The following is a 19,756-nucleotide window of genomic DNA, read 5'->3' on the forward strand; positions in this document are numbered from 1 at the left end:
AACGACCTTCGACATCGGAGACCCAGATGGGACTGCAGGAATGGTTCGGCCTCGACGGCAAGCGGGCGCTGGTTACCGGCGCAAGCCGGGGCCTCGGCCGCGAGATGGCGCTGGCGCTGGCCGAGGCCGGCGCCGACATCATCATCACCGGCCGCACGCAGGAGACGCTCGACCAGACCGCCGCCGACATCCGCGCCCTCGGCCGCCAAGCCTGGACGGTCAAGACCGACATGGCCGTGCCGGAGGAGTGCGAGACGGCCTGCGGGACGATCCTCGCCGAGCTCGGCCCGATCGACATCCTGATCAACAATGTCGGCAACCGCGACCTCAACGTGCCGATCGAGGAGGAGACGCTGCAGGACTGGCGGTCGTTGATGGACCTCAACCTGACCAGCTGCTTCGTTGCGACCAAGCTGGTCGGCGGCGCCATGCTGAAGCGCGGCCAGGGCGGGCGGATCATCAACATCGCCTCGATCAGCGCCCTGATCGCCAATCGCGGCATCGGCGGCCGCCATTACGAGACCGGCAAGGCGGCGGTGCTGCACTTCACGCGCTGCGCCGCGGCCGACTGGGCGCCGCACGGCATCACGGTCAACGCCATCTGCCCCGGCCTGTTCATGACCGACGCGAACCGGCACTGGAACGAGACGCGGCCCGACGTCATCGAGACCTTCGTCCGGCAGGTGCCGATGGGCCGGCCGGGCAATCCGCCCGAGATCGGGCCGCTGGCGGTCTATCTCGCCAGCCCCGCCGCGACCTATGTCACCGGCGCCGCCTATGTGATCGACGGCGGCTACACGCTGTGGTGAGCACCCGGCAGGACGAACCCGTGTCGATCCATCCCTTCGGCCGGCTGCCGGACGGCCGGGCGGTCCGCGAGATCCGTCTCGCCAACGCCGCCGGCGCCACCGCCTCGGTCATCACCTTCGGCGCGGCGGTCCGCGATCTCGTCGTGCCGTTCGGCGGCGGGATGCGGCGCGTCGTGCTCGGCTTCGCGGCGCTCGACGGCTATCTCGACAACCGGCGCTATCTCGGCGTCACCGCCGGCCGCCATGCCAGCCGCATCGGCGAGGGCCGGCTGATCCTCGACGGCACCGTCCACCAGCTCAGCCGGAACGACGGCCGGCACCATCTGCACGGCGGCGCAACCGGCTTCTCGCGCCGGCTGTGGGACATCGTCGAGGCGAGCGAAAGCGCGGTGACGCTCGGGCTGGTCTCGCCCGACGGCGAGGACGGCTATCCCGGCCGGCTCGATGTCCGCTGCACCTACCGGCTGGAGGAGCCGGCGACGCTCTCGGTCGAGATGACCGCGACGACGGATGCGCCGACCATCGTCAGCCTGGCCCACCACTCCTACTTCACGCTCGCACCCGGCGCGTCGATCCGCGGCCATCGCCTGCGGATCCCGGCGAGCCGCTTCGTGCCCTTCGGCCCGGACCTGGTGCCCACGGGCGACCTCGCACCGGTCGCCGGCACGCCCTACGACTTCCGGACGCTCCGGCCGATCGCCGGCCCGGATCCATCGGTCCTGTACGATTGCTGCCTGGTGCTCGACCGGGAGGGGCAGGGGCTCCGGCCGGCCGCGCGCCTCGAACCGCCCGATGGCGACCTCCGGCTCGAGGTCGCGACCACGGAGCCGTGTCTCGTCCTCTATGACGGGGCCGGCCTGGGCCCGGACTGGCCGGCGGTCGACGGGTCCCGTCCTTTCGCCCATGCCGGGCTGTGCCTGGAGCCGATGCGCTACCCCGACAGCCCGAACCAGCCGGGCTTTCCCCAGGCCGTGCTGCGGCCCGGCGAGCTCTATCGCCAGCAGACCACTTACGAGTTCATCGAGCAGTAGCAGGTCACTCGCCGGCGAATTTGAGCCCGAGCGTCGCGCGCGCCGCATCCATCATCGAGATCATCTGCAGCGACTTGGCATGCGTCATGACCGGGCTTTCCAGCGCCCCCGAGCGGATCAGGTCGCAGAAATGCGCCGTCTCATAGTTCAGGCCGCCGCCCTCGAACGGGTGGTCGAGCTCGACGACGCGGCCATCCGCGTACCGGATCGTCGCGCGGACCGGATTCCACCAGGGCTCGTGGATCGTCACATGGCCATGCGGCGCCGCCAGCAAGGCGTCGCCGCTGCCATGCAGGTCCAGGCCGCAGAACAGCTGCGCGAACCCCTGTTCGTGGCGGCAATTGAGGCTGGCGAAGCTGTCGACACCCGTCGGCCCCAGGCGGCCGATCGTCTGCACATCGAGCGGCGCGCCGAGCCAGTCGACGGCCAGGAACGCCTCGTAGATGCCGAGGCTGAGCAGCGCGCCGCACATGTGCTCGAACGAGAACGTCGCATGATCCGCGGGCACGTCCGTCCTGGAACAGCCGGCGCGCACGAGCCCGATGTCGCCGATCGGGTCGGCCGCAAGGTGCTCGCGCAGCTTCCGGTACAGCGGATAGAAGGGCGGCTTCATCGCCTCCATGAACAGCCGCTTCCGGTCGCGCGCCACGGCGAGCACGCCTTCGAGCTGCGCGGCGTTGATCGTCGCCGGCTTTTCGCACAGCACAGGCTTGCCCGCGGCGAGGGCGGCCATCGCATAGTCGGCGTGGCTGTCGTGCAGCGTGGCGATGTAGACGGCATCGATATCGCTCGACAGCAGTTCGTCAAGGCTGGCGCAGCTTTGCGCCCCAAACTGCTGTGCCAGGGCGTCGGCCGTCGACGCGCGACGCGACCAGACCGTCGCGATCTGCGTGTCGGGGACATGCGCCAGGCCTTGCCCGAAGCGGCGCGCGATGTCGCCCGCGCCGATGACGCCCCAGCGGATGGTCTTTCCCGTCGACATGTCCTGCTCTCCCGAAGAGGGCGGGATACGGCTCCCCGCGCGACCGTTCCGGCCCCCGGATTTGGCATGTCTCCCGCGTTGACGGCAAGTTTGTTTGGAACTATAACAAACATACCAATGAGCGAGCCCGTGCCGGCGGCCATGCCGGATGGAAGCAAGCCCGAAAAATCACAGGAGAGGCGAATGGATAAGGATCTATTGGGTCGTTATCTGGTGTCCCGCCGTCGTCTGCTGCAGGGCGCAGCCCTGGGGTCGGGCGCCGCCTTGACGGGGCTCGGCGGCCGATTTGCCCGCGCTGCGCCGGCCACGCCCCTGAGTTTCATCGGCTGGCAGTTCCAGCCGCAGATCGTCGAAGAGAACGTCAACACCTTCAAGTCGCTGTACGACGAGAACGTCAATTACGAGTTGGTGACCGGCGACTACCACCCGGTGGTCGAGACCAAGCTGACCGGCGGCCAGCGCATCGACATGCTGTATGCCGAGGAGGATCATATCGCCCGCTGGTGCACGGCGGAGTGGACCCGTGACCTCGAGGGGCTGGACGGCGTCGACGAGATGAAGGCCGGCATGTTCCCGGTCAGCGTCAAGTCGATGTCGCTGCCGAACGGCAAGCTGGCCGGGCTGCCCTATTACGCCGGGCACAACGCCTTCATCTACAATGAGGAGCATCTGCAGAAGGCCGGCCTCCAGGTTCCGGACAGCTGGGATTCACTGCTGGATGCCTGCCGCAAGCTGAAGAAGGACGGCGTGTCGGACGCGCCCTACAACAGCGCCTGGGGCCAGAAATGGCCGGAGCTGTCCTGGAGCATCTTCTCCTGCTGGTACGCGGAAGGCGCGCCGGTCTTCGATGAGAAGAGCGACTTCGTCGACGACGCCGCGCTGCGCAAGGTGCTGGAGACGCACCAGGCCCTGTACAAGGAGCAGCTGGTCGCGGCCGACATCATGACGCTGCCGAATGAAGGCGTGCCCAGCTACGCCACCGGCCGCCACACCTTCATGGTGCTGCACGACTACGACCAGAAGGTCGCCAACGATCCCAAGCTCTCGAAGGCCGCCGGCAAGGTGAAGAACGCCCTGATGCCGGGCAAGACCAAGTCGACCTTCGCCTGGACCGCCGTCTACATGATGGGGGCGCAGCCGACCGACATCGACCGCACCTGGAACCTGCTGCGCTTCTTCGGCGGCAAGTCCAAGGACGGCCAGTACCATGTGATCAAGCGCTGGGCGCTCGATTTCGGTCTCGGCTCCGCCTACAAGGAAGTGATGGCCGACCCCGAAGTCGTCGCCAGCTTCGGCAAGTGGCGCGACCTCGCCGTCACCAACAAGCAGCTCGAGCTCGCCACCTCCCGCGATATCGCCAAGCAGATCTGGTTCCCGGAATGGGACCTGTTCATGATGCAGCGGGTGCAGGAATACATCCGCAGCAGCATGTCGACCGACCAGATCGTCGACGAGCTCGGCAAGAAGGTCGCCGAACTCAAGCAGCAGTACCAGTAGCCAGCAGGAACGGCGGTCGCGGCATCGCCGCGATCGTCCTTCGCGAGCCATTCGTCGGAGGGGCGGCCCGGTGTCGATCACCATTCCGCAAGCAGCTGCCATCACCCGCCCGCGCCGCCGCATCGGCCGGATCCCGGGCTTCGCCTATGGCGCGGTGGCGCCGACGCTGGCGATCGTGATCGCCGTCGTCGGCCTGCCGCTGGCCTACAGCCTGTATCTCAGCCTGCACCGCACCAACCCGATCACCAAACGCTGGCTCTTCGTCGGGCTCGACAACTATGCCGGCATGCTCGGCAATGCCGAGTTCTGGGCGGCGCTGGGCCGAACCGGGTATTTCGCCGCCTTCTCGGTGATCGGCACCACCCTGATCGGCATGGCCATGGCGCTGGTCCTCAACGAGCGCTTCGCCGGCCGCGGCCTGCTGCGCAGCGTCATGCTGGTGCCCTGGGCCATGGCGCCGGTCTCGGTCGGCGTGCTCTGGTCCTTCGTCTATGCCGGCGATTACGGCGCGCTGAACGGGCTGCTCAACGATCTCGGCCTCGGCTTCCTGGCGACACCCTGGCTCGGCGACGGCTTCCGCGCGCTCAACCTGGTCGCCCTGACCCAGGTCTGGAACCAGGCGCCGCTGACCGCCCTCCTGCTGCTGGCCGGGCTGCAGTCGATGCCGGGCAACCTGCACCGCGCGGCGATGCTGGACGGCGCCGGGCCGGTCGCCCGCTTCTTCGCCATCACGCTGCCCTGGCTGAAGCCCAACCTGCTGTTCATCGCCATCATCGCCACGATCAACTCGCTGATGGCCTTCGACATCCTGTGGATCATGACCCGGGGCGGGCCGGGCGCCGCCACCACGGTCTTCGCCTGGCTCGGCTACCTCTATTCCTTCCAGTTCCTGAAGTTCGGGGAAGGGGCGGCGATCCTGTACGGCCTCACCATCCTCAGCTTCGTCCTGGCGATCCTCTATTTCCTGGTGCTCGGCCCACGGCAGAGCCGGGCCGCCGAGGCCTCCATCGGCATCGCCCCGGACAGCGGCCGGGTCGGCGCCGGCCGGCGGCACGCCATGGTGGCGCTGCCGCGCTACCGGCCGCGGGCGCGGCTGCCCCGGCCGGTCGAGGCCGTGCTGGCCCGCTTCGGCTTCGCCCTGTCCGCGCTGCTGATCTTCCTGTGGTCGGCGCTACCGGTGATCGCGCTAGTGCTGATGAGCATCACCCCGGCCTCGGACCTGATCCGGACGCCGCCCACCATGGTGCCCAGCGGCTTCACGCTGCAGAACTTCACCGCGGTGCTGGCGCCGGAGCTGGCGGCCGGCAACGAGACCAGCGTCCAGGCCAAGCGGGTGCCGCTGTCGCTGTTCAACAGCTTCATCGTCGGCGTGGTGGTGGTGACGATCAGCGTCGCCCTCGGCACCCTGGCCGGCTACGCCTTCGCCCGGCATGGCAAGGCCCGGTTCTTCCGGATCAGCCTGTGGGGCCTGCTGCTGACCCGGATGACCCCGGCGCTGACCCTGGTGCTGCCCTTCTTCGTCATCTTCCGCACCCTGGGGCTGATCGACACCCGGACCGGGCTGGTGATCGCTTACAGCAGCATCCTGCTGCCGCTCAGCGCCTGGATGATGAAGAGCTATTTCGAGGGCATCCCGGTCAGCCTGGACCGGGCGGCGCTGATCGACGGCTGCTCGCGGCTGAAGATGCTGTGGAAGATCCTGCTGCCGGTGGCCCGGCCGGGCATCATCGCCGCCGCGATCTTCTGCTTCCTGGTCAGCTGGAACGAGTTCCTGTTCGCCCTGATCCTGACCTCGACCCCCGCGTCGCAGACCATCCCGGTGGTGCTGTCCGGCTTCCTCAGCCAGGCGCGCTTCTACGAATACGGGCCGATGTTCGCCGCCAGCGTGCTGTCGATCGCGCCGCCGGTGCTCGTCGCCTTCCTGTTCCAACGCTACCTCGTCCAGGGCGCGCTCTCGGGCGCCGTCAAGGGCTGAGCCGCGAGAGGCCCACATGACCTCGATCAACATCCGTGCCGTGTCCAAGAGCTACTCCCAGCACCGGGTGCTGAAGGGGCTCGACCTCGACATCGCCGATGGCGAGTTCATCTCCTTCCTCGGCCCGTCCGGCTGCGGCAAGAGCACGCTGCTCTACTGCATCGCCGGGCTGGAGGAGATCTCGACCGGCAGCATCCTGTTCGACGGCCGCGACATCAGCGGCCTGGCGCCGCGCGACCGCAACATCGCCCTGGTGTTCCAGGACTACGCCCTGTATCCGCACATGGCGGTGCGCGATAACATGGCCTTCCCGCTGCGCCAGCAGAGGGTCGGCGCCGACGCCATCAAGCGCCAGGTCGCCTGGGCGGCGGAGCTGCTGGGGCTTGAGGAGCTGCTGGACCGGTCGCCGGCCGAGCTGTCCGGCGGCCAGCGCCAGCGCGTCGCGGTCGGCCGCGCCATCGTCCGCAACCCGGCGGCGCTGTTGATGGACGAGCCGCTGTCCAACCTCGACGCCAGCCTGCGGGTGCGGATGCGCACCGAGATCAAGCGGCTGCAGCGCGAACTGGCGGTGACCACCATCTTCGTCACCCATGACCAGGAGGAGGCGATGGTCCTGTCGGACCGGATCGCCGTGATGCATGACGGCGTGCTGCAGCAATTCGCCGACCCGATGGCGGTGTATCGCGAGCCCGCCAACCAGTTCGTCGCCGGCTTCATCGGCAGCCCGCAGATGAACTTCCTGCCGGGCTCCGCCGTCTCCGGCGGCCAGGACGACAGCCGGGTTGTCGGCATCCGTCCGCACGACCTGACGCCATCGGCGGGGCCCGAGGACGGGGCGCTGTCCCTGACCGGGGAGCTGGCGCTGATCGAGCCCGCCGGGCCGATCCATTTCCTCGACGTGCTGGTCGGCGACCGGATGGTCAAGGCGACCTGCGGCGACCCCGGGGCCTTGCGCCCCGGCGCCAGCCTGACCCTGACCGCCGCCGACCGCAGCATCCACCTGTTCGACCGCGCCAGCGGCGCCCGGGTCTAGGCGCCGGCGCCCCCACCGCAAGGAAGCGTGCATCCCATGGCCTTCGATCTCGTGCTCCGGAATGGTCGGGTGATCGACCCGTCGCAGGGCATCGACCGCGTCGCCGATGTCGCCTTTTCCGGCGGCAAGGTCGCCGCGGTCGGCGTCGGCCTGGATCCCGGCGGCGGCGCCGTCCGCGACGTCTCCGGCCTGATCGTGACGCCGGGGCTGATCGACCTGCACACCCATGTCTATTGGGGCGGCACCTCGCTCGGCATCGATGCCGAGGAGTTCGCCAGGGCCAGCGCAGTCACCACCTGCGTCGACACCGGCAGCGCCGGGCCGGGCAACTTCCCCGGCTTCCGCAAGCATGTGATCGACCCCAGCCAGATCCGCATCCTGGTCTATCTGCACGTCTCCTTCGCCGGCATCTTCGCCTTCTCCGAACGGGTCATGGTGGGCGAAAGCCACGACATCCGGCTGATGGCCGCGCGCGACGCGGTCGAGGTGGCGGAGGCGAACCGCGACGTCATCATCGGCATCAAGGTGCGGATCGGCCGCATCGCCAGCGGCCCGGCCGGCATCGCCCCGCTGGACGTCGCCCTGCAGGTGGCGGACGAAACCGGGCTGCCGCTGATGGTCCATATCGACGAGCCGCCGCCCTCCTACGAGGCGGTGGTCGACCGGCTGCGGCCGGGCGACGTGCTGACCCATTGCTTCCGGCCCTTCCCGAATTCGCCGGTCACCCGCGACGGCCAGATCAAGCCCGAGGTGCTGGCGGCGCGGCAGCGCGGCGTGCTGTTCGACATCGGCCACGGCAAGGGGTCGTTCGGCTGGAAGACGGCGCGGACGATGCTGGCCCAGGGCTTCAAGCCGGACACCATCTCCTCCGACGTGCACGCGCTGTGCATCAACGGCCCGGCCTATGACCAGGTGACGACGCTGTCGAAGTTCCTGGCGCTGGGCATGCCGCTGGACGAGGTCATCGCCGCCTCGACCGTCAACGCCGCCAAGGCGCTGGGGCGGCCCGAGCTCGGCACCTTCAAGCCCGGCAGCGTCGGCGACGCCAGCATCCTGTCGCTGCAGGACGGTGCCTTCCCGCTGGAGGATGTGCGCGGCGAAATCGTCACCGCCGATCGGCGGATCTTCGCCGAAGGCGTCGTGGTCAACGGGCGCTGGTGGCACCCGGCGGAAGGAACGAAGTGATGCAGCGCAACGACATCGAGACCTTCGCCAACCACATCGGCGGGCGCTGGGAAACCGAGCCGGAGTGGATGCCGGCGACCAACCCGGCGACCGGCGAGCCGATCGGCCAGCTGCCGCGCAGCAGCCGCGAGACGGCCCGGCGCGCCATCGCCGCCGCCCGGGCGGCGCAGCCCGGCTGGGCCGCGACGCCGGTGTGGCAGCGGGCGAAGGCCTGCCTCGCCATCGCCGCCCAGATCGACGGCGCCCGCGACCGCATCGCCCGCACCCTGAGCCTGGAGCAGGGCAAGCCGTTCAAGGAGGCGCAGGGCGAGGTCGGCAAGGCGGCGGACGGGTTCCGCCTGGCGGCCGAGCTGGTCAAGCAGCTGGGCGGCGAGACGCTGCCGGCGGAGGATCCGAGCAAGCTGGTGCTGACCCTGCGCCAGCCGCGCGGCGTCTATGCCGTGATCACGCCCTGGAACTTCCCGGTCAACATCCCGGTCGAATACCTCGCCCCCGGCATCGCAACCGGCAACGCCATCGTCTGGGTGCCGGCGCCGACCACCTCGATGGCGGCGGTCGAGCTGATGCGCGCGATCGAGGCGGCGGGGCTGCCGCCGGGCGTGGTCAACCTGGTGATCGGGGAGGGGGCGGTGGTCGGCGACGAGATCGTCGCCCATCCCGACACCAACGGCATCGGCTTCACCGGCAGCCCGGCCACCGGCCAGCGCATCGCCGAGCGCGGCGCGGGCAAGCCGATGCTGCTGGAGCTCGGCGGCAACGGGCCGGTGCTGGTGTTCGCGGACGCCGATCTCGACCGTGCCGCCGCGGCGGCCGCGGGCGGCGCCTTCTTCAACGCCGGCCAGGTCTGCGCCGCCACCGGCCGGGTCCTGGCCCATCGCAGCATCGTCGAGCCTTTGGCGCAGCGGCTGGTCGAGATCGCCAAGTCGCACACGCTGGGCGACCCGCTGCAGCAGGGCACGACCATGGGGCCGCTGAACAACCCCAAGGTCGCGGCCAAGGTGCGCGAGCATGTCGAGGACGCGATCGCCCGCGGCGCCACGGTGCTGGCCGGCGGCAAGCCGCGGCCGGACCTCGGCAGCGACCTGTTCTTCGAGCCGACCGTGATCACCGGCGTCACCCGCGACATGCGGATCAACCGCGAGGAGACGTTCGGCCCGGTGGTGCCGGTCCTGGCCTTCGACGACGACGCCGAGGCGCTGGACCTGGCGTTGGACACCGAGCACGGCCTCAGCGTCGGCGTGTTCACCGCCGACATGGACCGGGCGCTGCGCTTCGGCGAGGCGATCCCGGCCGGCATCGTCAACGTCAATGCCGGCAGCACCTATTGGGAGCTGCACCTGCCCTTCGGCGGCGGCTCCGGCACCAGGAGCGGCATCGGCCGGCTCGGCGGCCGCCACACGCTCGAGGCGATGACCGAACTCAAGATGATCTCGATCACCCGGACCGGGAAATGACGACACCCACACCTTCTTCCGCCGTCGCGGCACGGCTGCTGGCCGACCTCGTCGACCTGCTGCTGCCGGGCGATGGCGACTGGCCCTCCGGCGCCACCATCGGCGTCCAGTCGATGCTGGCGATCCGGCTGGTCGAGGAGCGCGGCGAGCCGGACCTGACCCGGCTGGCCCAGGCGACCCTGCAGGCCGGCGGCCCCTTCGCCGACCAGCCGGAGGAGCGGCGCATCGCCATCGCCCAGGCCTTGGAGGCGGCGGAGCCGGAGCTGTTCGGCTGGGTCCGCGATGCCGCGTACTTCGCCTATTACGAAAGCCCCTATGTGGTCGCGGTGATCAACGCCCAGGGTCATCCTTACCGGCTGCGGCCGCATGTGAAGGGCTACCCGCTGCAGCGCTTCGACCCGGCCCGTGACGCGCCGAAGCACGGCCGCGGCCGCTGGCTGCCGACCGGGGATGTGCGCCCGGTCGACATCTCCGCCCTCGAACTCGACGTCGACCGCACGCAAGCCTGGGGCCTGAAGCGATGACCAAGCCATCCTGCGACGTCCTGATCATCGGCGCCGGCGCCACCGGCTCGCTGGCCGCCGTGGTGCTGGCCCAGGCCGGGCTGAACGTGGTCTGCCTCGAGCAGGGCTCCTGGGTCGAGGCCGGCGACCACCCGCATTACAGCTCCGACTGGTCCTGGCAGCGAAAGACCCGGTGGAACGCCGACGTCAACCGCCGCCGCCATCCGGACGACTACCCGGTCGTCACCGACAGCTCGCAGGTGCTGATGTGGAACGGCGTCGGCGGGTCGACCAATGTCTATGGCGCGATCTGGCCGCGCTACCGCCCGTCGGATTTCCGCAAGGGCGACGAGCACGGGCTGCAGCCGAACTGGCCGATCGCCTATGAGGATATCGCCCCGTTCTACGAGGCGGCGGACCGCATGATCGGCGTCAGCGGCCTGGCCGGCGACCCGGCGATGCCGCCGCGCGACTCCTGCCCGACCGGGCCGCTGCCCTTCACCAAGGCGGCGCGCCGCCTGTCCCAGGCCTTCGACCATCTCGGCTGGCACTGGTGGCCGGCCGAGGCGGGGGTGATCTCCGAGGATTATGACGGCCGCCCCGGCTGCAACGGCTGCGGCATCTGCAACGGCTGCCCGCGCGGGTCGATGAGCAAGTATTCCCTGTCGATCTGGCCCAAGGCCCTGTCGGCCGGCACCGAGCTGCGCATCCACGCCCGGGTGCTGCGGATCGAGAAGGGCAGGGACGGGCGGGCCACCGGCGTCGTCTATATCGACCGCGAGACCGGCCGCACCGAGTTCCAGCCGGCCGAGATCGTGGTCGTCGCCGCCAACGGCGTCGGCACGCCGCGGCTGCTGCTGGCGTCGGACAACCTCGCCAACCAGTCCGACCAGGTCGGCCGCAACCTGCTGCACCACACCCTGGTCGGGGCCGAGATCTGGGTCGACGAGCCGATCGACGGCCATATGGGCTACGTCGCCTCGCTGATCAGCCGGCAATTCGCCGAGACCGACACCAGCCGCGGCTTCGTCAACGGCTTCAACTTCAACTGCCTGACCAGCACCTCGGCCGCGGCGGAGGTCGCCGCCGGCTGGATCACCGAGACCCGGGCGCCCTGGGGCCGCGATCACCACCGCTGGTTCGAGCGCCATTTCGGCCACGGCATCGGCGTCTACGCCATCGGCGACGACCTGCCGAACCCCGAGAACCGCGTCGCCCTCGACCCGGTGAAGCGCGATGCCGACGGCATCCCGGTCGCGACCATGCACTACGCGCCGGGCGAGAACGACCGGCGGATGATGAACTACATGCTCGACCGGCTGGTCGATATCGGCACCGCCGCCGGCGCCTTCGAGGTCAAGCTGCAGGATTACCGCGACAAGGACGGCGTCTACCGCACCCCGGCCTGGCACATGATCGGCACCTGCCGCATGGGCAGCGACCCCGCGACCTCGGTGGTCAACAAATGGCACCAGAGCTGGGACGTGCCGAACCTGTTCATCGTCGACGGCAGCGTCCTGACCACCGGCGGCGTGGTCAACCCGACGCCGACGATCTCGGCCCTGGCCTTGCGGGCGGCGACCCATATCCGCGACAATTTCCGCGAGCTGAAGGGCGCGACCCGGCCGATGGCGGCCTAGGCCCAAGGGAGTCCGATCGATGCTGCAGCCGCCGCCGGCCGAGCCGGGCATGCGCGAGGAGGAGGTCGACACCCCGGCCCTGATCCTCGACCTCGACGCCTTCGAGGCCAATCTCGACCACATGGCCGGGCTGGCCACGGCGGCGGGCGTCAAGCTGCGGCCGCACGCCAAGACCCACAAATCGCCGGTCATCGCCCATCTGCAGCTGGCGCGCGGCGCGGTCGGCCAATGCACCCAGAAGGTGGCGGAGGCCGAGATCCTGGCCTGGGGCGGCGTGCCCGACATCCTGGTCAGCAACGAGGTGGTGTCCCCGCGCAAGCTGGCGCGGCTGGCGGCGCTGACCCGGATCGCGCGGGTCGCGGTCTGCGCCGACCATCCCGACGGCGTGGCGGCGATCGAGGCGGCGGCGGAGGCGGCCGGCACGCGGCTGACCGTGCTGGTCGAGATCGATGTCGGCACCGGCCGCTGCGGCGTGGTGCCGGGCGAGGAGGCGGTGGCGCTGGCCCGGCGCATCGCCGCCAGCCGGCACCTCGTCTTCGGCGGGCTGCAGGCCTATCACGGCCGGGCCCAGCACCGCCGGTTGCCGGAGGAGCGCGCCACCGCCATCACCGAAGCGGCACAGGCGGCGGGTCGGACGGTGGAGGGCCTGCGCCGGGCCGGCCTCGACTGCCCGATCGTCGGCGGCGCCGGCACCGGCACCTTCGCGCTGGAGGCGGCCAGCGGCGTGTTCACCGAGCTGCAGGTCGGCTCCTACGCCTTCATGGATGCGGACTACGCCCGCAACGACCCGCCGCCGCCCTTCCGCCAGGCCCTGTTCGTGCTGGCGACGGTGATGAGCGTGCCGCGCGACGGCACCGCCATCGTCGACGCCGGCCACAAGGCGCTGCCCACCGACAGCGGCATGCCGCTGGTCTGGGGCCGCGACGGCCTCCGCTACGAGGGCCCGTCGGACGAGCATGGCCGGCTGGTGCTCGAGCCCGGCGCCGCTGGGCCGAAGCTCGGCGATCGCTTGCGCATGGTGCCGGGCCACTGCGATCCGACCGTCGACCGCTACGACTGGTATGTCGGCACCCGCAACGGCCGGGTCGAATGCCTGTGGCCGGTCGCCGCCCGCGGCGCCATGGCCTGACGGCCGCGACGGTCAGCGGCAACGGAGCGTGGTGTCGATCTCGGCGCCGGCAAGAAAAGAAACCCTGATCGGAATTTCCTAGTGTCTATTTGTTGACGAGATCGATCATCTTCAACTTTTCGACAATCTCGGCTGCGGCACCGTTCAGTATGGCATTATACTCGCGAGCGGTATCCCGAAGGATCTGGTCCTCGGCCTCTGCGCCTTCGTTCCGCAGATTCGAGATCTTGAATTTGAGAGTCGAGGCATCGGACAATTCGGAAACTGCCTTCATGGAACTGCCTATCTTCACGACAAGGCGGTTCAGCTCGATGAGCTTTGATCCTGCGCACGGGCCGACAGCGAGATAGGCCAGGATCTGGCCATGGACCTCCAGCGCCGCCGCGAGTTGGGGGCCACTCAATACTTCAGGCCCGCCCTTCGCGATGCTGGCGATGCCCATATTGTGAGCGGCGTCGAATGTTGCCTGGAGCGATTCCCATGCTTTGTCATGGGCCTTGCGCATATCGTCGAAGCGGCAGGCACCTATGATGCCGGCAGTGGCACCCATGACATAGGCGAAGGAATAGGCCCAGGTCGCATTGTCCGGGGTCGGCTCGGCGGCGCGCACGGGAACGGTCACCAGGGTGAGGCAGACCGCAGCTACAACAACACCGCGTACGGCGCCGGCTATTGGAGAATTCATGATCGAAATTCCGAGCCCCTGACTCCCGTCCGCCTGATATACCACAGGCCGGGTTGAGTGGCAGGTGCTGACCGCTCAGGAGCGCGCGGCCGACAAGCGGAAGATGAAGCTGATTGCCGAGTAGAACGCCGAGCGCGAGCCGGGAAGGCCTAGGGGAACTGTCAAGAATTCGAGATGAATGGCGGAGAGGGAGGGATTCGAACCCTCGGTGCCCTTGCGGACACAACGGTTTTCGAGACCGTCCTATTCAACCACTCTAGCACCTCTCCGCAGAGGCATGGCGGGCGGCCTGAAAGACCCCCTCCGCGTGGCCGGCGCGGACCATAGTGGAGAGCGTTCGGCCATGCAAGCGTCGATTGCGGGGTGGAATCCCGGTCCCGCATTCCGCCGTTGACACGCCGGCGCGCCTGACTATAGTGCCGCGTTCACGGACACGGGTGCTGGTTCGGCCGGCACCCGTGCTCGTTTTTGATCACCTGAGGACGGACCGCAAGGGGCGTTCTCCTAGTCGACGGCAGCTTGACCATGTTCGCAGTCATCCGCACCGGTGGGAAACAGTACCGGGTCGCCCAGGACCAGCTCATCACCGTCGAGCGCCTCGACGGCGAGGCGGGCTCGTCCGTCACCCTGGACCAGGTGCTGATGCTCGGCGGCGACGGCGCTGTCCAGATCGGCACCCCGGTGCTGGTCGGCGCCTCGGTCACCGCCGAGGTGGTCGAGCAGACCCGCGGCCCGAAGATCATCATCTTCAAGAAGAAGCGTCGCCAGAACTACCGGCGGAAGAAGGGCCACCGCCAGGACCTGACGGTGCTCAAGATCACCGCCATCGCCGGCGCGTAAAGAGGAGATCGACAGATGGCACATAAGAAGGCCGGTGGTTCGTCGCGCAACGGCCGCGACTCGGCGGGTCAGCGCCTCGGCGTCAAGATTTTCGGCGGCCAGGCCGTCATTCCCGGCAACATCATCGTGCGGCAGCGCGGCACCAAGTTCCATCCCGGCGTCAATGTCGGCATGGGCAAGGACCACACCCTGTTCGCCCTGGTTCCCGGCAGCGTCCAGTTCAAGTCGGCCGGCGGCCGGATGACGGTGTCGATCGCCCAGGCGGAAGCCGCCGAGTAACGCCTCGCCCCTTCCGGGGGCTCGCAGGCACGGACGATGGTGAAGCGGGGGAATGGGCGACCATTCCCCCGTTTCCTGTTTTGATGCGACAAGAAGAGGGCCGGCCCCGGGGCCGGCGGCACGGGGCGATTCGGCCATGAAGTTCCTCGATGAAGCCAAGATCTTCCTGAAGAGCGGCGACGGCGGGAATGGCTGCGTCGCCTTCCGGCGCGAGAAGTTCATCGAGTTCGGCGGCCCCAGCGGCGGCGATGGCGGCCGCGGTGGCGACGTCTGGATCGAGGCGGTGGACGGGCTGAACACCCTGATCGACTACCGCTACCAGCAGCATTTCAAGGCCGACCGCGGCCATCACGGCATGGGCTCCGACCGGTTCGGCGCCACCGGGGCCGACGCCGTGCTGCGCGTACCGGTCGGCACCCAGGTGCTGGACGAGGAGAAGGAGGAGGTGCTGGCCGACCTGACCGAGGTCGGGCAGCGTCTCCGGCTGCTCAAGGGCGGCGACGGCGGCTTCGGCAACGCCCATTTCAAGACCTCGACCAACCGCGCCCCGCGCCGCTTCGATCCCGGCTGGCCGGGGGAGGAGCGCTGGGTCTGGCTGCGGCTGAAGCTGATCGCCGATGCCGGGCTGGTGGGCCTGCCCAATGCCGGCAAATCGACCTTCCTGGCCGCCACCACCGCGGCCAAGCCGAAGATCGCCGACTACCCCTTCACCACGCTGCACCCGAATCTCGGCGTGGTCCGCAGCGACGACCATGAATTCGTGCTGGCCGACATCCCCGGCCTGATCGAGGGCGCGCATGAGGGCGCCGGGCTGGGCGACCGCTTCCTCGGCCATGTCGAGCGCTGCAACGTGCTGCTGCACCTGGTCGACGGCACCCAGGAGGATGTGGCCGAGGCCTATCGCGTGGTCCGCGGCGAGCTCGAGGCCTATGGCGGCGGCCTGGCCGGCAAGCTCGAGATCGTCGGGCTGAACAAGACCGACGCGCTCGACAAGGAGACGGTGGCGGCGCGGCTGAAGGCGCTGAAGGCGGCGGCCGGCCGCAAGGCCAAGGTCATGGCCCTGTCCGGCGCCACCGGCGGCGGGGTGCAGGACGTGCTGCGCCTGCTCTGGGCCCGCATCGCCGAGAGCCGCCCGGCCCCGGTCGAGGACGAGCCGGCGCCGGCCGACATCACGCCCTGGGCGGCCACCGACTCCGACTGAGCGGCCCGACGCTTCGCCCTCGAAGCCTGATTCCATTCCCCGCCCGATGCGCTATCCTGCTGCCATGATGATCCTTTCCGCCATCCGGCTCCGTTCTCCCAGGCGCTGACAGCGACCTGGAGAAGAACGGCAGCCTCCGCGCGGCTCCCGTGCGGACCGGACAGTGGTGCCGTCGGCAGACGGCGGAGAGGAGTTTCCATGGCCATCGACAATCCCGGCCCCGCGCTGAGCGAGGCGCAGGTGGAGCAGTTCATCCGCGACGGATTCGTCCGGATCGACCGGGCCTTTTCCCGGGACCTGGCCGAGCAGGGGCGCGCCATCCTGTGGCGCGACCTGCCCTGCGACCCGCAGGACCCAAAAACCTGGACGCAGCCGGTCGTCCGGCTCGGCTGGTACGGGCAGGAGCCGTTCCGGCAGGCGGCGAACACGCCGGTCCTCCGCGCCGCGCTCGACCGGCTGGTGGGCCAGGGGCGGTGGCAGCCGCGCGCCGACCTCGGCACCTTCCCGGTCCGCTTCCCGGCGCGGGCGGCACCGAACGACGACGGCTGGCATGTCGATGTCAGCTTCCCCGGCGACAGCAGCGACCCGAACGAGCGACAGGACTTCTCGTCCTGGCGGGTGAATGTCAGTTCGCGCGGCCGGGCGCTGGTGATGCTGTTCCTGTTCTCCGATATCGGCCCGGACGACGCGCCGACGCGGCTCCGGGTCGGCTCCCACCTCGACATGGCCCGGTTCCTCGAACCGGCGGGAGAGGCGGGGCTGGCCACCCCACGCGTCGACCGGGTCGGCGCCGGCCGGCCGGAGGCGCTGGCGATCGGCGAGGCCGGCACGGTCTATCTGTGCCACCCCTTCATGATCCATGCGGCGCAGAAGCATCGTGGCACCGAGCCGCGCTTCCTGGCGCAGCCATCGCTCGGCCTGGCCGAACCGTACCGGCTGGAGCGGCCGGACGGGGCCTATTCGCCGGTCGAGACCTCGATCCGCCGGGCGCTCGGCCGAGCCTGACGGGCGCCGTGCCGCGGCGAGGGGAGGGCGGGTCGCGGAACGGCTTTGCCCGCGGCGGGCCGAGAGGCTAGGAAGAAGCCTCTCTTTCGTCCGTCGCCCGCCTTTCTCCCGAATGCCCGTCATGACCGCTTCCCTCGCCCAGGCCCGCCGCATCGTCGTCAAGGTCGGGTCCGCCCTGCTGGTCGACCCGCGCACCGGCCAGCTGCGCCGCGCCTGGCTCGACGCGCTGGCCGACGACGTCGCCCGCTGCCGCGCGCGCGGGCAGGAGGTGGTGATCGTGTCCTCCGGCTCGATCGCGGCGGGGCGCGAGCATCTCGGCCTCAAGGGCCGGGCGCTGCGGCTGGAGGAGAAGCAGGCGGCGGCGGCCACCGGCCAGATCCGGCTGGCCCACGCCTATCAGGAGACGCTGGCCCGGCACGACATCACCGTGGCCCAGATCCTGCTGACGCTGCAGGACACCGAGGACCGCCGCCGCCACCTGAACGGCCGGGCCACGATCGAGACGCTGCTGCGGCTCGGCGCGGTGCCGGTGATCAACGAGAACGACACGGTGGCCACGGCCGAGATCCGCTTCGGCGACAACGACCGGCTGGCGGCGCGGGTGTCGCAGATGATCTCGGCCGACACGCTGGTGCTGCTGTCCGACATCGACGGGCTCTACACCGCCGACCCGAAGCGCGACCCGACCGCGACGCTGATCCCGGTGGTCGGCGAGCTGACGCCGGAGATCGAGGCCATGGCCGGCGAGGCGCTGCCCGGCTACTCCTCCGGCGGCATGGTGACCAAGCTGGCCGCCGCCCGCATCGCCATGGGCGCCGGCTGCCGCATGGTGATCGCCATGGGCAAGGAGGCGGCGCCGCTGCAGCGCATCGAATCCGGCGCGCCCTGCACCTGGTTCGTGCCGGGGGCGGAGCCGCGCACCGCCCGCAAGCGCTGGATCGCCGGGTCGCTGAAGCCGATCGGGTCGGTGGTGATCGACGCCGGCGCGGCCAGGGCGCTGGCGGATGGCCGCAGCCTGCTGCCGGCCGGGGTCACCGCGGTCGAGGGCAGCTTCCGCCGCGGCGACCCGATCGCGGTCAAGGACGGCGACGGCCGGGTGCTGGCCCGCGGCCTCTCGGCCTATGATTCCGACGACGCCGACCGCATCCGCGGCCACAGGAGCCGCGAGATCGAGGCCATCCTCGGCTATCGCGGCCGGGACGAGATGATCCACCGCGACGACCTGGTGCTGGGCTAAGCGCCGCCGGGCCGCCGGCGATAGGCCGTCGGCGCCGCGCCCGTGACCTTGCGGAAGGACTGGGCGAAGGCGCCGACGCTGTCATGGCCCAGGGTCAGGGCGATGTCGGTCACCGACCGGCCCTCCGCCAACAGAGCGATCGCGGCGACCACGCGCCGGCGCAGCCGCCATTGCCCGACCGACAGACCGGTCTCCTGCCGGAACAGCCGGGTCAGGCTGCGCCGCGACAGGGCGAATGCCCGAGCCAGGTCGTCCAGGCCGCGCCGCTCCGCCGGGTCGTCCATCAGCGCCCGGACCAGCCGCAGCAGGCGCGGGCTGCGCGGCAGCGGCAGGTCCAGCGCGTCGTGCTCGGCCGTCGCGATCTCGTCCAGCAGCACCGCCAGCAGCCGCTCCCGCCGGCCGGCGTCGTCCGCCGTGTCCTCGCCGCCGAGCCGCTCCAGCACCGCCACCAGCAGGGCGCCGCGGCGCAGCAGCGCCGGCCGGTCCGGCAGCCCGGCGCAGCGTGACGGGGCGAGATAGGCGCCGACGGCGTCCAGCCGGCCGTGGTTCACCGCCTCATGCGGCAGCCCTGGGGGAATCCAGGCGACATGTCCGGCCGGCATCGCCCAGGTGCCGGCTGCCGTGGTCAGCAGCAGGGCGCCGTTGGTGACCAGGAAGATCTGGCCCCGGTCATGCGCATGGTCCGGCGTGCGGTGGCCGTCCTCGTGCCGCAGCCGCAGCGGTTCGGCGTCGGCGGGCGTTGGAGCCATGGGCGCCTCGATCTGGCCCGATACGAACGATCTTCGGCCTGACACCGGCTGCAGGCCAAGCCTGCCTCTTGTAGCATCCGGGCTTCCCGAGGTGAAGGAGAGCCCCATGCCCGCCCCGTTCGCCGCGCCTTGCGAGAGTGAGGAGCTGAAGCGCCGCATCGCCGGCATGCTGCAAGCCGTCTTCGCCGATCCCGGCCGGATCCCGGAGTTCTTCACCGAGGACTACGAGCAGGTGACCGATGGCGAGCCCAGCGACCGCGCCCGGTTCGAGGCGCATGTCCGCCACGTCGCCGCTTCGGTGCGGTCGCTTGAGGTCACCGTGCTCGACGCCGTCCGGCAGGGTGCCGCCATCGCCGACCGTCATGTCGTCGCCGTCACCCATGCCGACGGCCATGCCGCGGCGATCGAGGTCTATCTGTTCGGCACCCTGCGCAATGGCCGGCTGGCCCGGGTGAACGAGGTCACCCGGGTGCTGTCCGGCGACGCCGCCCTGCGCGCGCTGGCCCGGTCGGTGGGGTAGGG

Annotated in this window: 19 protein-coding genes and 1 tRNA gene; 16 read left to right on the plus strand and 4 right to left on the minus strand. The window is 70.1% G+C overall.

What is annotated here, in order from left to right; all coding sequences use genetic code 11:
- Positions 1–26 precede the first annotated feature (26 nt).
- Positions 27–809 (plus strand): SDR family NAD(P)-dependent oxidoreductase, encoded by a 783-nt coding sequence (locus ACTOWL_RS14905; protein WP_441322029.1) that lies wholly within the window; start codon positions 27–29, stop codon positions 807–809.
- 20 nt (positions 810–829) lie between these two features.
- Complete coding sequence (locus ACTOWL_RS14910) at positions 830–1,840, plus strand: aldose epimerase family protein (protein ID WP_441322030.1); 1,011 nt, start codon at positions 830–832, stop codon at positions 1,838–1,840.
- Positions 1,841–1,844: 4 nt separating this feature from the next.
- Here ACTOWL_RS14910 and ACTOWL_RS14915 read toward each other — a convergent pair whose 3' ends face one another.
- Positions 1,845–2,822 (minus strand): Gfo/Idh/MocA family protein, encoded by a 978-nt coding sequence (locus tag ACTOWL_RS14915; protein ID WP_441322031.1) that lies wholly within the window; start codon positions 2,820–2,822, stop codon positions 1,845–1,847.
- A 183-nt stretch (positions 2,823–3,005) separates the two neighbouring features.
- Here ACTOWL_RS14915 and ACTOWL_RS14920 point away from each other — a divergent pair, with 183 nt between their 5' ends.
- The 8 genes from ACTOWL_RS14920 to ACTOWL_RS14955 all read left to right on the plus strand — a co-directional run bounded on the left by ACTOWL_RS14920 (position 3,006) and on the right by ACTOWL_RS14955 (position 13,238).
- The gene (locus ACTOWL_RS14920; protein WP_441322032.1) at positions 3,006–4,319 is read left to right on the plus strand and encodes an ABC transporter substrate-binding protein; all 1,314 of its coding nucleotides are present in this window, start codon (positions 3,006–3,008) and stop codon (positions 4,317–4,319) included.
- 70 nt (positions 4,320–4,389) lie between these two features.
- Complete coding sequence (locus ACTOWL_RS14925; protein WP_441322033.1) at positions 4,390–6,294, plus strand: ABC transporter permease; 1,905 nt, start codon at positions 4,390–4,392, stop codon at positions 6,292–6,294.
- Positions 6,295–6,310: 16 nt separating this feature from the next.
- Positions 6,311–7,327, plus strand: coding sequence for an ABC transporter ATP-binding protein (locus ACTOWL_RS14930; protein ID WP_441322034.1), 1,017 nt, complete (start codon positions 6,311–6,313; stop codon positions 7,325–7,327).
- 36 nt (positions 7,328–7,363) lie between these two features.
- On the plus strand, positions 7,364–8,512 hold the full coding sequence (locus ACTOWL_RS14935; protein WP_441322035.1) for an amidohydrolase/deacetylase family metallohydrolase: 1,149 nt from the start codon (positions 7,364–7,366) through the stop codon (positions 8,510–8,512).
- Positions 8,512–9,966 carry an aldehyde dehydrogenase family protein gene (locus ACTOWL_RS14940; protein ID WP_441322036.1) on the plus strand — a complete coding sequence of 485 codons (1,455 nt, stop codon included), beginning with the start codon at positions 8,512–8,514 and terminating at the stop codon, positions 9,964–9,966. Before ACTOWL_RS14935 ends, ACTOWL_RS14940 begins: the two co-directional genes overlap by 1 nt.
- Entirely contained in the window at positions 9,963–10,490 is a 528-nt protein-coding gene (locus tag ACTOWL_RS14945) for a hypothetical protein (RefSeq protein ID WP_441322037.1), read from the plus strand. Before ACTOWL_RS14940 ends, ACTOWL_RS14945 begins: the two co-directional genes overlap by 4 nt.
- The gene (locus tag ACTOWL_RS14950; protein WP_441322038.1) at positions 10,487–12,109 is read left to right on the plus strand and encodes a GMC family oxidoreductase; all 1,623 of its coding nucleotides are present in this window, start codon (positions 10,487–10,489) and stop codon (positions 12,107–12,109) included. The genes ACTOWL_RS14945 and ACTOWL_RS14950 overlap by 4 nt, the downstream gene beginning before the upstream one ends.
- Before the next feature lie 19 nt (positions 12,110–12,128).
- Entirely contained in the window at positions 12,129–13,238 is a 1,110-nt protein-coding gene (locus ACTOWL_RS14955; protein WP_441322039.1) for a DSD1 family PLP-dependent enzyme, read from the plus strand.
- Between the two features lie 85 nt (positions 13,239–13,323).
- Here the strand turns inward: ACTOWL_RS14955 and ACTOWL_RS14960 are convergent, their stop codons facing one another.
- Positions 13,324–13,923 (minus strand): hypothetical protein, encoded by a 600-nt coding sequence (locus ACTOWL_RS14960; RefSeq protein ID WP_441322040.1) that lies wholly within the window; start codon positions 13,921–13,923, stop codon positions 13,324–13,326.
- 179 nt (positions 13,924–14,102) lie between these two features.
- Positions 14,103–14,192, minus strand: a tRNA-Ser gene (locus ACTOWL_RS14965).
- A 256-nt stretch (positions 14,193–14,448) separates the two neighbouring features.
- Between ACTOWL_RS14965 and rplU the strand changes: the two genes are divergently transcribed.
- From rplU to proB, 5 genes are all read left to right on the plus strand, one after another.
- A complete protein-coding gene (gene rplU, locus ACTOWL_RS14970; RefSeq protein WP_441322041.1) occupies positions 14,449–14,763 on the plus strand; it encodes a 50S ribosomal protein L21 in 315 nt (104 codons plus the stop codon).
- 15 nt (positions 14,764–14,778) lie between these two features.
- Positions 14,779–15,042 (plus strand): 50S ribosomal protein L27, encoded by a 264-nt coding sequence (rpmA, locus tag ACTOWL_RS14975; protein WP_429228069.1) that lies wholly within the window; start codon positions 14,779–14,781, stop codon positions 15,040–15,042.
- A gap of 136 nt (positions 15,043–15,178) precedes the next feature.
- Positions 15,179–16,243: a GTPase ObgE gene (obgE, locus tag ACTOWL_RS14980; RefSeq protein WP_441322042.1), complete on the plus strand. Its 1,065-nt coding sequence runs from the start codon at positions 15,179–15,181 to the stop codon at positions 16,241–16,243.
- A 198-nt stretch (positions 16,244–16,441) separates the two neighbouring features.
- On the plus strand, positions 16,442–17,248 hold the full coding sequence (locus tag ACTOWL_RS14985; protein ID WP_441322043.1) for a hypothetical protein: 807 nt from the start codon (positions 16,442–16,444) through the stop codon (positions 17,246–17,248).
- 121 nt (positions 17,249–17,369) lie between these two features.
- Positions 17,370–18,485: a glutamate 5-kinase gene (proB, locus tag ACTOWL_RS14990; RefSeq protein ID WP_441322044.1), complete on the plus strand. Its 1,116-nt coding sequence runs from the start codon at positions 17,370–17,372 to the stop codon at positions 18,483–18,485.
- On the opposite strand, the gene ACTOWL_RS14995 is transcribed toward proB, so the two are convergent.
- Positions 18,482–19,234, minus strand: coding sequence for an AraC family transcriptional regulator (locus ACTOWL_RS14995; protein WP_441322045.1), 753 nt, complete (start codon positions 19,232–19,234; stop codon positions 18,482–18,484). The two genes, proB and ACTOWL_RS14995, sit on opposite strands and share 4 nt — an antisense overlap.
- 106 nt (positions 19,235–19,340) lie before the next feature.
- Between ACTOWL_RS14995 and ACTOWL_RS15000 the strand changes: the two genes are divergently transcribed.
- Positions 19,341–19,754 (plus strand): nuclear transport factor 2 family protein, encoded by a 414-nt coding sequence (locus ACTOWL_RS15000; protein WP_441322046.1) that lies wholly within the window; start codon positions 19,341–19,343, stop codon positions 19,752–19,754.
- The last annotated feature ends 2 nt before the right edge of the window (positions 19,755–19,756 follow it).

This window comes from Inquilinus sp. CA228, from assembly GCF_052078665.1.
Taxonomy (GTDB): domain Bacteria; phylum Pseudomonadota; class Alphaproteobacteria; order DSM-16000; family Inquilinaceae; genus Inquilinus.

Bases quoted from the DNA above. Each gene is read 5' to 3' on its own strand.
- ACTOWL_RS14935 (WP_441322035.1), top strand. From the start codon at position 7,364: ATGGCCTTCGATCTCGTGCTCCGGAATGGTCGGGTGATCGACCCGTCG.
- ACTOWL_RS14920 (WP_441322032.1), top strand. From the start codon at position 3,006: ATGGATAAGGATCTATTGGGTCGTTATCTGGTGTCCCGCCGTCGTCTG.
- rpmA (WP_429228069.1), top strand. From the start codon at position 14,779: ATGGCACATAAGAAGGCCGGTGGTTCGTCGCGCAACGGCCGCGACTCG.
- rplU (WP_441322041.1), top strand. From the start codon at position 14,449: ATGTTCGCAGTCATCCGCACCGGTGGGAAACAGTACCGGGTCGCCCAG.
- obgE (WP_441322042.1), top strand. From the start codon at position 15,179: ATGAAGTTCCTCGATGAAGCCAAGATCTTCCTGAAGAGCGGCGACGGC.
- ACTOWL_RS14915 (WP_441322031.1), bottom strand. From the start codon at position 2,822: ATGTCGACGGGAAAGACCATCCGCTGGGGCGTCATCGGCGCGGGCGAC.
- ACTOWL_RS14960 (WP_441322040.1), bottom strand. From the start codon at position 13,923: ATGAATTCTCCAATAGCCGGCGCCGTACGCGGTGTTGTTGTAGCTGCG.
- ACTOWL_RS14940 (WP_441322036.1), top strand. From the start codon at position 8,512: ATGCAGCGCAACGACATCGAGACCTTCGCCAACCACATCGGCGGGCGC.
- ACTOWL_RS14995 (WP_441322045.1), bottom strand. From the start codon at position 19,234: ATGGCTCCAACGCCCGCCGACGCCGAACCGCTGCGGCTGCGGCACGAG.
- ACTOWL_RS14950 (WP_441322038.1), top strand. From the start codon at position 10,487: ATGACCAAGCCATCCTGCGACGTCCTGATCATCGGCGCCGGCGCCACC.
- ACTOWL_RS14945 (WP_441322037.1), top strand. From the start codon at position 9,963: ATGACGACACCCACACCTTCTTCCGCCGTCGCGGCACGGCTGCTGGCC.
- ACTOWL_RS14955 (WP_441322039.1), top strand. From the start codon at position 12,129: ATGCTGCAGCCGCCGCCGGCCGAGCCGGGCATGCGCGAGGAGGAGGTC.
- ACTOWL_RS14930 (WP_441322034.1), top strand. From the start codon at position 6,311: ATGACCTCGATCAACATCCGTGCCGTGTCCAAGAGCTACTCCCAGCAC.
- proB (WP_441322044.1), top strand. From the start codon at position 17,370: ATGACCGCTTCCCTCGCCCAGGCCCGCCGCATCGTCGTCAAGGTCGGG.
- ACTOWL_RS14905 (WP_441322029.1), top strand. From the start codon at position 27: ATGGGACTGCAGGAATGGTTCGGCCTCGACGGCAAGCGGGCGCTGGTT.
- ACTOWL_RS15000 (WP_441322046.1), top strand. From the start codon at position 19,341: ATGCCCGCCCCGTTCGCCGCGCCTTGCGAGAGTGAGGAGCTGAAGCGC.
- ACTOWL_RS14985 (WP_441322043.1), top strand. From the start codon at position 16,442: ATGGCCATCGACAATCCCGGCCCCGCGCTGAGCGAGGCGCAGGTGGAG.